At 55.4% G+C, this 12,224-nt stretch carries 10 protein-coding genes; 4 read left to right on the top strand and 6 right to left on the bottom strand.

The features are described from left to right. Together WCO56_11370 and WCO56_11365 are read left to right on the top strand one after the other, a co-directional pair. The coding region (locus WCO56_11370; GenBank protein MEI7730164.1) for a hypothetical protein at positions 1-188 on the top strand (188 nt) is incomplete at its 5' end. A 225-nt stretch (positions 189-413) separates the two neighbouring features. Next, positions 414-2,852, top strand: coding sequence for a carbon starvation CstA family protein (locus tag WCO56_11365; protein MEI7730163.1), 2,439 nt, complete (start codon positions 414-416; stop codon positions 2,850-2,852). 234 nt (positions 2,853-3,086) lie between these two features. On the opposite strand, the gene WCO56_11360 is transcribed toward WCO56_11365, so the two are convergent. Next, complete coding sequence (locus tag WCO56_11360; GenBank protein ID MEI7730162.1) at positions 3,087-4,994, bottom strand: DUF4962 domain-containing protein; 1,908 nt, start codon at positions 4,992-4,994, stop codon at positions 3,087-3,089. Between the two features lie 214 nt (positions 4,995-5,208). Here WCO56_11360 and WCO56_11355 point away from each other — a divergent pair, with 214 nt between their 5' ends. Continuing rightward, positions 5,209-6,435, top strand: a complete 1,227-nt coding sequence (locus WCO56_11355) for a 4Fe-4S binding protein (protein ID MEI7730161.1) — start codon at positions 5,209-5,211, stop codon at positions 6,433-6,435. On the opposite strand, the gene WCO56_11350 is transcribed toward WCO56_11355, so the two are convergent. From WCO56_11350 to WCO56_11330, 5 genes are all read right to left on the bottom strand, one after another. Then, positions 6,401-6,838 (bottom strand): thioredoxin family protein, encoded by a 438-nt coding sequence (locus WCO56_11350; protein MEI7730160.1) that lies wholly within the window; start codon positions 6,836-6,838, stop codon positions 6,401-6,403. The two genes, WCO56_11355 and WCO56_11350, sit on opposite strands and share 35 nt — an antisense overlap. Positions 6,839-6,937: 99 nt before the next feature. Further along, positions 6,938-7,315: a ribosome silencing factor gene (gene rsfS / locus WCO56_11345; GenBank protein ID MEI7730159.1), complete on the bottom strand. Its 378-nt coding sequence runs from the start codon at positions 7,313-7,315 to the stop codon at positions 6,938-6,940. A gap of 24 nt (positions 7,316-7,339) precedes the next feature. Next, positions 7,340-7,915: a nicotinate (nicotinamide) nucleotide adenylyltransferase gene (gene nadD / locus WCO56_11340; protein ID MEI7730158.1), complete on the bottom strand. Its 576-nt coding sequence runs from the start codon at positions 7,913-7,915 to the stop codon at positions 7,340-7,342. 22 nt (positions 7,916-7,937) lie between these two features. After that, entirely contained in the window at positions 7,938-9,332 is a 1,395-nt protein-coding gene (locus tag WCO56_11335) for a PAS domain S-box protein (GenBank protein ID MEI7730157.1), read from the bottom strand. A gap of 79 nt (positions 9,333-9,411) precedes the next feature. Then, positions 9,412-10,332 carry a PmoA family protein gene (locus tag WCO56_11330; protein ID MEI7730156.1) on the bottom strand — a complete coding sequence of 307 codons (921 nt, stop codon included), beginning with the start codon at positions 10,330-10,332 and terminating at the stop codon, positions 9,412-9,414. A gap of 204 nt (positions 10,333-10,536) precedes the next feature. Between WCO56_11330 and WCO56_11325 the strand changes: the two genes are divergently transcribed. Continuing rightward, entirely contained in the window at positions 10,537-12,054 is a 1,518-nt protein-coding gene (locus WCO56_11325) for a DegQ family serine endoprotease (GenBank protein MEI7730155.1), read from the top strand. Positions 12,055-12,224: the final 170 nt, after the last annotated feature.

The raw sequence follows: 12,224 nt of genomic DNA, 5'->3' as shown, positions 1-12,224 counted from the left end.
CGTTCCAGACGACGGTGGTGGCGGAGCCGAACCGGGCGTACTGGTTGGAAGCGCGAAACAGCCTGACGGAAGGAACGTGGACGTTCGTGCTCGGGGTGACGAACGTGACCGGGCCACAGGTATTGCAAGACGCGGCGGCAACCGGGGGCTTCAAGTTCTACCGGATCGGCAGCGCCCCAACGCCATAACCTTAGATTTCCGCGTCAACGGACGCGAATGCACACCAACACAAAAGCCGGGCTTAATCGCCCGGCTTTTTTTGTAGCCGTCGAGCAAGGAGACGGATACCAGAGATTTCGAATTTCGGGTTCACTATGTCCCTGCTTCACCGCCATGTGCTTTCTTGCATTTTCTACTTTACGAAAGTCTCCGGCTGGCGATAATTTCCAGCGTCATTCATCTGGTAGCACATTGTGAAAAAAATCATTTCAATTCTGCTTTGGGCAGGCTTGGCAGTGGCGGGTGCGTTTGCATACACCGCGCTGGCCATAAACCGTAATGAACCAATCAATTCCATTTATATCCTGGTTGCCGCGCTGTGTACCTACGCCATTGGCTACCGTTTTTATTCCAAATGGATCGCGACGCGCGTGCTAATGCTGGATGATCGGCGGGCCACACCGTGCGAGGTGCATGAGGACGGAAAAGATTACGTAAAAACCAACAAATGGATCGTCTTCGGCCATCATTTCGCCGCCATCTCGGGACCCGGACCGTTGGTGGGCCCGGTGTTAGCGGCCCAGTTCGGCTATTTGCCGGGCACGTTATGGATTCTCATCGGCGTGGTGCTCGGCGGGGCGGTGCAAGATATGGTGATTCTGTTCGCATCCGTGCGGCGGGATGGCAAGTCGCTGGCAACAATGGTGCGGGATGAACTGAATTCGCTGGCCGGTGCAATCGGCTTGGTCGGCATCCTGGCAATCCTCACGATTCTGCTGGCGGTGCTGGCGCTGGTGGTCGTCAATGCGCTGGCGGAAAGTCCGTGGGGCGTTTTCACCGTGGGCGCGACGATTCCCATCGCCATGTTCATGGGCGGTTACCTGCGTTTTATTCGCGCCGGCAAAGTGATGGAAGTTTCCATCATGGGCGTGATCCTGCTGCTGCTGGCGGTATGGGGCGGGCAATTTGTATATCGCGACCCGGAACTCTCCAAACTTTTCACGCTGGAAGCCAAGCCATTGGCGTGGGCGGTAATCCTCTACGGCTTGGCCGCGAGCGTGCTGCCGGTCTGGCTGCTATTAGCACCACGCGATTACCTGAGCACGTTCATGAAACTCGGCACCATCTTTGCCTTGGTCTTGGGCGTATTCATCGTGCTGCCCAACCTGCAAATGCCGGCGATCAGCCAATTCGTGGATGGTTCTGGCTTGGTGGTTCCCGGCAAGCTCTTCCCCTTCTGCTTTATCACCATTGCCTGCGGTGCGATCTCCGGCTTTCACACCCTGATTGCCAGCGGCATTACCCCCAAGATCATCACGCGCGAAAGCTACGTTCGCTCCATTGGCTACGGTGCCATGTGCTTGGAATCACTCGTCGCCATCATGGCCATGGTGGCCGCTTGTGCCATGGACCCAGGCATTTACTTGAGCATGAACGTCAAAGCCCCAGGCGCGGACCTTCCCGCCGTCGCCGCCGCCACCAAAGCACGGGTGGAAAATTCCGGTTTCAAAGTCTGGCAGACCGATCCCGTCACCAAAATCGGTCAAGCTGTGCCCGTCAAAGTCTCGACCGAAACCATGGATACCCTGGCCAAGCAGGTTGGCGAAAAAACGTTATACGGCCGCACCGGCGGTGCCGCCACACTCGCCGTTGGCATGGCACAAATCTTTTCCAAAGTCACCAAAGGTCGCTGGATTGACCTTTGGTACCACTTTGCCATCATGTTCGAGGCGCTGTTCATTCTTACCACGGTGGACGCCGGTACCCGTGTGGGCCGCTACCTCCTGCAAGATGTGCTCGGACGAGTTTGGAAACCATTGGGTGACATTAAGAGCACCAAATCCAACCTCATCGCCAGCACACTCTTCGTCATGGGCTGGGGATTCTTCCTCATCATGGGTGTACTCGATCCTGATGGCGGCATTAAAGCCCTTTGGCCAATTTTTGGCATCGCCAATCAAATGCTGGCGGCCATCGCCCTCTGCCTGGCAACGACCGTCATCCTCAAATCCCAACTTCAACCCAATAAAGCCGGGAACCCTTGGTTCGCCATGGTGACTTTGATTCCCTTGATCTGGCTCCTGGCGGTTACCCTCACCGCTGGTGGTCAGAAAATCTTCAATGCCGACAAACGCATCGGTTTCCTGTCTGCCGCCCATAGCCTTTCAGAAGCCCGTCCGGCGCTCGAAGCCAAACTGGCCGACCCGCAAATCACCAGCAACCCCGATGCCTTGAAAGCCGCGCAAAAGGCCTTGAAGGACAATCGTACCCAGCACTTCAACAACACCGTGGATGCAACCGTCACCGCCGGCTTCATTATTCTGGTACTGATCATCCTGGCACTGAGCATTCGCGAGTGGTTCTTTCTGATCACCCGCCGCAAACTCGCGCAACTCCAGGAAACCGAAGCCGTCTGGCTGCCGAACTACGCTGTGGCCGAAGGCAAGCCTGTCCAATGGTTGGGCATCTTTGCCTTTCTGGCGCTGGCTGCCCGGGAAATCTCGGGCGAAGCCGCCATCGAACGCGCCCAGAAAACCGGGAACGACTGTGCTTGTGTTGCCCAAACCACCCACACCTGTGCCCCAACTATCAGCCTCTTAGGTAGTTCCAGTCGCGCGAACACCAAAACCGCCGCCGAAGCTTACGTCGAAGTTGCTGAAAAGAAATACACCGGCATAAATCGCTGCTGCTAACCAGCCTATTGGCATAATACCTGCTATACACGGATTTTATGCGTGTATTTGTACGATGGCTTAATTGGTGGTTGGTCACAGCCAGCTTTGTGCTGTTTGTGATCTTGGAAGTGCTAGTTGTGGATATTGCGCTCCGCAAGTTGGGAATGATCCAAACGGGCCTATTTTCGCTTTACGGCGTGTAATGGACAGCCAACTTGGCCCGGTATGCACTTATGCGGCGGGCAAATAGGTTTATTTTGCCGTCCAATTGGCGAGGGGCTTGACGGCTGGGTTGGCCGCCGCCGATTCCCCTTCACGCAGGGGAGTCAACAGCACCACCAGTCGCTCATCGGCCACTGCCTTCAGGTTAATTGCCAGCTTTTTGATTTTGGCGTTTTTATTCTGCATTTCCGGGTTGAGCGACGTCGGCAAAGGCTGCGCGTTCATAACCGTGAACCGGGCGCTGGCAGGTGACAAGATGCTGGCCACTAAACGTTGACCGTCCCGCTGTAACGTCGCCTTTGAACCGCTATTATCGAGTTGAATGGTGGCCGCTGTGTGCATGAACCACCAGAGTTCTCCCGGCTTGGCCATCCGTACTTCATCCTGAATCAGCACTTGTTTTCGATTCAACAAGGCGATGCCGCGCAACACGCTGGCAGCCTGCCGCGCATACGCGGGCGACAAATCAGTGATGCCAAACGCCAGATTGGGCGAGGTTTCAAAACGAACTACCTTGGCGACGGACTTCGGGTCCTGATCCGCCTCTTTGCCAGGGTTAAGCACCAAAGTATTATGCCCTTCCGCGCGCATCCGGTAATAGTTCCATCGCTGCCCGCCAAAATATCCCGGCATGTTATAGTTGTCTGCGCCAAGGTCCACCGCCCAGCGCACCCCCAAGGCTTCCATGACAAATACCCCGAGATCCAAATTACTATGATTCGCCTTGTTATCGCCCGCCTTGAAAGCGACCCACGAGGCGTTCTTATCATTCCAAGCCCCGCGCAGCGAGACCACTTCCGCCCCGCGAAAATACTTGTCCAAGGGCGCTTGCTTGGCGGTCTTAAGGTCCAGGCGAGAGTTATACCAGATCATATCCGTTGGCGAACCGACGGTGCCTTGAATCTCATACACCGCATAATCCGGCCGGTTAAACTTGTTCGCCAGCCATAAGAGGCAGGAGGCGGTGATGCCGCCTTCATGGGCATCAGCATAGTTGAAGGATCTACCGGTGGGACCAACCGCCGTGATGGGAAACGAGCCGGCTTCCGAAAAGCCCGGGATGCTGGATAGCTTATAATCGGTTCCCAAGGCCGATTCGAGGCCCGCGAGGAACGTCACATTGTACATGGTGGCATAATTCCAATAGCCGGGCCCTTCCGCCCAAGCGCCATCCGGTCCATATTCCATCATCGCAAGTTGAATGGATTTCAGGGACGCCTCCAAAAACTCGCCCGCCAAGGCAGGCACCTCATCCGCGACGGCCAAGGCCCCCATGCCAATGCCGCCATTGCACACTTGGTTCCAGTTGTGATGCGCACGCACCCAAAAACTGCCGACTCCCTTGGCCGCCTTGCCACGTTGACAATCCACGCCCAATTTTAGCCCTTTTTCCACAATCGCGGTGCGCAGCACCGTCTTTTGCTGGGGTGTCCAATAATCAAACAACCAGTCGTAGCCAATGGCAAAGCCAAGACTCATTTCAGCGGTATCCAGAAAGTGTTTGGGATTCCAGTCTTGGAACGCCGCCGCTGTTTCCAGTTCCTTCCAGGCGCGTTCCGCGTATTTGGCATCGCCGCTCAGACGATACATGAGCGCCAGACAATACACCCGATCCACCACTTTTCGGCTGGTGGCCAAAAGACGCAACCCATCGGGAATTTCATATTTGACAGGGGTTTCCCGGAGGATTTTGCCGGCGTTATCGCGCACCCGTTGAAACCATTTCTGCAGGTTTGGATCGGTGTCCACTTCCTTGCGCAGCCGCGCAAAATCTTCGGTGGACATAAGCAGGCGTGGATGGGGCTTTTTGAGGGTCGCCAGAATTTCGGGCGCGGCAGGGGTGGCAACCGGCGATGGCTTCTCAGCGGCCTGGGCCAGCCAGGCAATCGTTATCAGCAGCAACACCGGCAAATATTTCTTTTTAAAACACGTATGCATGAAATGTCTGTAATCAGACGGTAGCCAGAGGAAGATTATTCGGTATCAGTTGCGTTTCATTGACCACGGTGGGAATTGCTTGCATTCTTGATCCTCCCGTGTCACAAGAATCTCATTCAGCCCGTGAATGAATTAATGAAAACATACATGAACACAAACATGAATCGCCGCCCGTTGCTCAGCCAAAGGGCGTACCTCGGATAGCCTGCAAACCATGCTGGCAAACCCAAACTCGCGTAGTCGAACCGCCTTGCGCGGACTGTTTCTGTTGGCGTCCGTCATTGTGGCATTGCCCGCACGAGAGATGGCATGGACGGCGTCATGCCTCCCTGCCCTGAGCCCTCATATTGCCTTGGCTTCCGTCCTCGCACTTCGAGAGGCTTCCATATTGGCCGTCCTCGCCCTGCCAGTGGTAGTGTTGGCTATGCTCATCCCGCGTTGGTTTTGTCACTATGCCTGCCCCACCGGAACCCTTCAGGAATTGCTGGCCCGAATTCATCCCAATGCGATGCTGAAAAATCGGACGCTGCTACCGATTGGTAAAATTTTGGTATTGCTGACCTTGGGTGGTGCGCTTGTGGGGTACCCTTTGTTGCTCTGGTTGGATCCGCTCGCCATTTTTAACAGTTTCATCAACGCCTGGCATCGCCCGCTAACCCTTGCGGCTTTATTGCCAGGCGTGAGCCTGCCATTGCTGTTGCTGTTCGATTGGCTCTTCCCGCACGTTTGGTGTACGCGCGTTTGCCCGTTGGGCGCCACCCAAGAGTTTCTGGCTTGGCCTCAGCGTTGCCGAAAATCCGGGAAGCGATGCGACGTTCTGGAACCGTCGGGAACTCCCACCATGACTTCCCGGTTCACAGCGGGGCGTCGTGAATTCCTTTCAAGCAGCGCTGGAGCCGCACTGGCCCTCTGGGTGACCTGCGGAAAAGGCCAAACGAAATCTCCCTTGCGCCCGCCGGGCTCCGTTGCCGAGGAAAACTTTGCCGGAGTATGCATTCGCTGTGGCAATTGCAGTCAAGCGTGTCCCGCGCACATTATTCAACCCGATCTGGGAACATACGGTTTTGCCAACCTGCTGACGCCCTGCCTCGCTTTCACCAGTGATTTTTGCCGCAGCGACTGTCATCGCTGCACCGAAGTCTGCCCCAGCGGGGCCATTAAACAACTCTCCTTGGAACAAAAAAATGCGTGCCACATTGGGCGGGCAATAATTGATTTGGATATCTGCCTGTTGGCGAGCGGACGGGAATGCACCGCCTGCATCAGAGTTTGTCCCTACCACGCTCTATTCATCCAAACCTCAAAGGACGGCTTCGCTACCGAACCCAGCGTTAATCCGGACAAATGCAACGGCTGCGGCGCCTGCGTACCCGCCTGTCCAGTTCGCCCTCAGCCAGCCATCATCATCAATGGCTCTTTTTCGCAGCGTCAAGGGTCTTGATCCACTTCTGCACATCGCCCTGGTACCCAACGTTTTTGTGAACCACCTCGCCCTGGGCGTCCAAAACGATCAGCGTCGGATATCCTTTTATCTCGTATTTTGACTTCAGTGCCTCGTTGGCTTGCTTTTGTTCAGCCGCGAGCGGCTTGCGGGGAAAATCCACAAAAACCATCACCAGTTTTTTGTCGGCGTATTCCTTGAATTCCTTTTTCGAAAACACATCGGCATCCATTTTTTTACACCAGCCGCACCAGTCCGATCCGGTAAAGTTCATAAAGACGAGTTTATTGTCGGCCTTGGCTTTTTTCTGAGCCGCCGGCAGATCAGTCATCCAGTTGAGGTCTGCCGCGCACAGCGCAAAAGCACCACCGCAAACCATGAGGGTGAAGAGTAATTTTTTCATGCCATTATTTGATATTATTTTCATGCACGGTCTAACGTGCCATCAACCTGCCAAAGTGCAACCACGACCGGTCTTCCTGATGCAACGCACACCCTGCCCTCAACCCGCTTCGGGCTTCTTGACGGTACGACGACGGCTGCCTTTCAGGCGCGGCGCATCCCCCCATAGACTTTCCAGGTCATACTTGGCCCGCACGTCATGTTTCATGATATGCACGATCACATCCAGATAGTCGAGCACCTGCCAGGAGGTGGGCATTCGGCCATCAATAGCTCGTGCCCGCTGCCCGTGCTCCTCGTGCAGTGTAGAAGTAATTTCTTCCGCGATCGCCCTTAAATGAGGCTCGCTTGAACCAGTGCAAATGACAAAATAGTCCGTGACGGAAGCCAACTCCCGCACGTCCAGCACCACGATATTTTCCGCTTTCTTGTTATCGGCCAGTTCCCGACACAAATTCGCCAGCTTTTTCGAATCCATTTGATTAGTCTAACAGAGGTTTGGTTAAAGATAAAGCCCGGATTTTTCGATTATTTCCACCGCGGTTTCCGGCACAAGCCCGGCGATGGGCAAACCCGCTTTGAGCCGCGCCCGCACTTCCGAGGCGGAAACTCCCAGCGGGAAACCTTTAAGCAGACGCCCGCGGAACGGCGGCGGCAACGCTGCAGCAACCTCGCCGGGGCGTGGAATGACGAGAAACTCCGCCAAGTTCGCCAAGGTGCCGGCATCCCGCCATTGCGGTAACTTGCACAGATGGTCCGCACCAATCAGATAACACAAGGTGGCATCGGGAAATCGCCGGGCGTAATCGCGCAACGTATCCACTGTATATGAAACCCCGCCGCGTTTCAATTCCTGATCGTCCAGTTCGCAACGTTCCCAACCCGCCAGTGCCAACCGCAACCAACGACAACGGGCGTCGCCCGATGCCAACAGTTGATCCGGCTTGAACGGTGATTGTGCGGCAGGGACGAAGTGCAAACGATCGAGTTGGGCCTCTTCCAGCGCGGCGCGGGCCACCAACAGATGTCCGCACGTCACCGGGTTAAAAGAGCCGCCATATATTCCAATCCGTTCCATAATCAAACCATGCCACGGGCAATCATAACTTATCCACTGGCGGTTCCAACCCAGCGTCTTGCAACCATTTTTTGGCGCATTCCGGGCACATTCCATGGCTGAACCGGGCACCCGAATGGCGTCCGACATACCCTTCCACGGTCTCCCAATAACCACGGTCATCCCGAATCCGCTTGCAAGAGGCGCAAATGGGCAGCAACCCACTCAAAGTCTTGACGTTGGCCAGCGCCTCGCGCAAATCGTTGACCAATTGTTCCCGTTCCTCCTCCAGTTGTTTTCGGAGGGAAATATCCTCTTTGACCGCAATGTAATGGGTAATCTGCCCCACCTCATTGCGGAGGGGAGAGATTGAGGCGGATTCCCAATAGATGGTGCCATCCTTTTTCCGGTTATGAAACTCGCCCCGCCACTCTTTGCCAGCGGTCAAGGTCTGCCACATTTCAAGATAAAATTCTTTGCCTTGCACCCCTGATTTCAAAATGCGGGGATTTTTGCCCAAGGCTTCCTTGGACGAATACCCGGTGACACTGCTGAACTTGGGGTTCACATACTCTATGGCACCCGCTACATCGGTGATGACGATCGTAGCAGGGCTTTGTTCTGTTGCCCGGAACAATTGACGCAACTTTTCTTCGGTCTGCCGATGAACCGTCACATCCCGCGCCATAAACAGCAATTCGCGCTCCGCCACACTGGAATCCGAAATATCCGTGAGCATCGCCTGCACTCGGACCTCCGTATGATCCGGACGCATCAAGGTGAATTCGCGCTGTTGCCCACGCCGCAACGACCCTTCCATCAGCCAGTTTTCCATGAGTTGACGGCTGGCTTCATCGAAAAATGAAACCAGCGAAGTGCCAGACAAATCACTACTGGGATGCCCGAGGATACGCGCAAGGGTGACATTCGCAAAGCGAACCGTGCCATCCTGCGAAAGCAGCGCCATGCCATCCTGCGCCATTTCCAGCAACGCGCGATATTTGCGCTCACTGTGCCATAGCGCGGACTCCGCCCATTGCAGACGCAGAAAGATGCCAATCCGTTCAAGCATATCTTCATCACTGATGGGTAATCGGATATGACCATCCGCACGATCCATGGAAGACGCCTTACCGACGTTTACTCCCACCGGTTGGTCCACATCCATGAAAACCACCCCTACTTCGGCAAAATCCGGCTCGCTCTTGATTTGAACGCAAAACGCATCCGCATCCAACCCGGCCCGATGGTGAGCCAGTAGAACGAGGTTCGGACGCTGCTGGTAAAGCAACTGCCAAGCGTCGTTGCCAGAGGTACTTTCCTGCACCTGCAAGCCCATGCTGCTCAATAGCAGAACCAGTTTTTGCCGGGCAGCAGCGTCGGGGTCCACCACGAGGATTAGCGGCTGTAACTCGACCCTAAAATGATCACTTGGCATATTTGTTTACCGGGCACTTCAGGCCAAACGGCGAGCGAAATGTACTCGTTCAATCATCATTTATCAAATCTCATTCGTACTATCTATCCGCTGCCGCCCATTTTTGGTATTCAGCCTCAATCACGTTCATCGCGGGATCGCCGGCATGAACCAGCACGCGATAGCGCAAGTTGAGCTTTTCTCCCTTCGCCAGTTTTAACCCGTCCTTATCCAGCCAATTCATGGGCGCGGGGGAAAAAAATCCGTAATCACGGGTGAACCACTGCGGTATGCTCCAACGGTTTTTAGGATGATTCAAGATCGCCAACCCCTCGACGGCATCGCCATTCTTGCCGCGCGCATCCATCCACGGTGAGGTTTTTCCAAAAGTGTCTTTCTCACCAGAATCCCCTTGGGCATTCCGCAACCTGCCGCCGCCCTTGACGGACAGCCCCGGTTTCATGCGGGCGGAGAACAACGAATGATTCGTCTTGCGGATGACTACGTCAATCTTCGGCGTTAGTGTGATTTCAAAATCAATATATCGCAATTCCCGGGTGGGCGCGGCCAGACGGATGCGACGTTGATCGTCAAAGGGCGATTCAGCACCTGGACGTTCCCATGAACATTGCTGCTCAAAGACCACCTCCCGCCCCTGCCCTGTCACAATCTTCACGCCCTTTGAAATAATACGCCCCCGGTCCAAGCCCTCCTGCCAGTAATTACCGCCATTGACCTGGTCACAGCCAAAGAACAGCGAACTATGATGCGGATAGTTGGTTTCCCGTTTGGTGGTGACGCCTTGAAGCGTGATTGGCCCGTTCACTGGAAAGAAATACGGATATTTCTCCGTGTCCAGGAAGAGATATTCCGTGAAGACGTCCTGGCCGACATATATGACGATCCGATCCGCCTTTTGTTCCGCTCTCAGTTCCAAGCCATCCGCCGCCGAGAGCGGCAGGCGCGCCGCGCACAGTGTCAAAAGTACGCCGGTCATCACGCAATAGTTCATGCATCTCATAAAATAAGTTTCCTGCCAAATCAAACGTCGCTCAAATGGTAGCAAGCCGTCCGTCGGCGTCGAGTCTCGAATTACTCTCCCTTACATTCTTGTAATGTTCAGGAAAGGCTCCGGCAATCCGGGTGTGGCATGGTTGAAGCAGATGAAACCGGGCGACCGTGGAACGGCACCCCAACGACAACAACGAAATTGAATTATACAACTATGAAAACCTGGATGATGAAATGGATGGCGGCGGGGGCCCTGGCCCTGGCCGGTGGAACAACGCTCTATCTGTCCGCTGGTAATGCCTTCGGCGGCGCACCCGCCATCAAACTGGCCAAGGCAGAAGTCAACGTGTCCGTGAATGACCACCCACTGACGCGTGACTCCCGCCCCACGAGCAGCTTCGCGAGTGTGGTCAAGAAAACCGCGCCCAGTGTGGTCAATATCTTCACCACGAAGAAAGTGCGCAATGAGCTGGCCATGGGCGGGAACCCCATGTTTGAAGATCCGATGTTCCAACAGTTCTTTGGCCGGCCCTTTGGCCAGAACCCGCAGCAACCCAAGACGCACACCCAGCGCAGTCTTGGCTCCGGGGTGATCGTCACCGAGGACGGCTACATCCTCACCAATAACCACGTTGTGGATGGAGCGGATGAAATCAGAGTGATGCTGGAAAAGGACCGCAGGGAATACACGGCCAAGGTTGTGGGGCGCGACCCCAAGACGGACCTTGCAGTATTGAGGATTGAGGCCAAGGGCTTATCCTATGCGACGTTTGGCAACAGCGACAACCTGGAAGTCGGCGACATCGTGCTGGCGATTGGCAATCCGTTTGGCATCGGCCAGACGGTAACCTCCGGCATCATCAGCGCCATGGGGCGCGGCGGCATGGGCATTGAGGAGTATGAAGACTTCATCCAGACCGATGCCTCCATCAACCCCGGCAACTCAGGCGGCGCACTGATTGACGCCGAAGGTCGCCTCATCGGCATCAACACCGCCATCCTGAGCCGCAGCGGCGGCAATCACGGCGTGGGTTTTGCCGTACCGTGCAACCTCGCGCGGCAAGTGATGGAACAACTCATTGAATTTGGCAAAGTCGAGCGCGGCTTCCTGGGCGTAGCCATCCAGGATCTCACGCCTGAATTAGCCAAACAATTCAGCCTGAACGATGCCAAAGGCGCGTTGGTCGGCGAAGTCACCGCGAACAGCGCCGCCGCCGAGGCGGGTTTGAAGGATGGCGACATCATCACCGGCATCAATGGTAAAGAGGTGCGAGACAGCCGGCATTTGCGGCTGACCGTCGCGCAACTCAAACCCGGCAACAAGGTGGAACTCAAACTCATGCGTGACGGCAAAGAGAAAACCGTCAAAGCCACTTTGAAGACCTTGCCGGAAGCACGCGTGGCCGCCGCCAGCCAACCCAATGGCAGCACCCCCGGAGAAGCGCTGGATGGCGTGGCCGTCACCGACCTATCCCCGGCATTGCGTCAGCAATTCAAGCTACCCCCGGCGCTCAAAGGCGCGCTCATTACCGATGTGGCACCCAACTCGGCATCGTTCGAGGCGGGTCTGCGCCCCGGCATGGTGTTGCAAGAGATTAACCGCAAATCCGTCACCAGCGCCGAAGATGCGGTCAACTTGACCAAGAACGTAAAAGAAAAACAAACTTTGGTCCGCCTCTGGGCCAACGGTGGCAGCCGTTACATCGTGGTGGATGAAACCAAGGTTTCGTGAAATAACGGCGGAAACGGCACTGGAATGGGTGGTCAACAGATGTACCACCCATTCCTGATTAATTTGAAATTGCAAAAGTTTTGGTGCAAAAGATGAACGAAAAGAAATTTTGTGGGCGATTTTTGCACGCCAACTGCTCCGAACGAGTATTGACGGCTGAATGGTGGTTC

This window comes from Verrucomicrobiota bacterium (assembly GCA_037139415.1).
Lineage (GTDB): Bacteria > Verrucomicrobiota > Verrucomicrobiia > Limisphaerales > Fontisphaeraceae > JBAXGN01.
The sequence above is the reverse complement of the archived record's forward strand: the minus strand, read 5'-3'. Positions and strand labels throughout refer to the sequence as shown.

Bases quoted from the DNA above. Each gene is read 5' to 3' on its own strand.
- WCO56_11360 (MEI7730162.1), bottom strand. From the start codon at position 4,994: ATGCATACGTGTTTTAAAAAGAAATATTTGCCGGTGTTGCTGCTGATA.
- WCO56_11355 (MEI7730161.1), top strand. From the start codon at position 5,209: ATGCTGGCAAACCCAAACTCGCGTAGTCGAACCGCCTTGCGCGGACTG.
- WCO56_11350 (MEI7730160.1), bottom strand. From the start codon at position 6,838: ATGAAAAAATTACTCTTCACCCTCATGGTTTGCGGTGGTGCTTTTGCG.
- rsfS (MEI7730159.1), bottom strand. From the start codon at position 7,315: ATGGATTCGAAAAAGCTGGCGAATTTGTGTCGGGAACTGGCCGATAAC.
- nadD (MEI7730158.1), bottom strand. From the start codon at position 7,915: ATGGAACGGATTGGAATATATGGCGGCTCTTTTAACCCGGTGACGTGC.
- WCO56_11335 (MEI7730157.1), bottom strand. From the start codon at position 9,332: ATGCCAAGTGATCATTTTAGGGTCGAGTTACAGCCGCTAATCCTCGTG.
- WCO56_11330 (MEI7730156.1), bottom strand. From the start codon at position 10,332: ATGAGATGCATGAACTATTGCGTGATGACCGGCGTACTTTTGACACTG.
- WCO56_11325 (MEI7730155.1), top strand. From the start codon at position 10,537: ATGAAAACCTGGATGATGAAATGGATGGCGGCGGGGGCCCTGGCCCTG.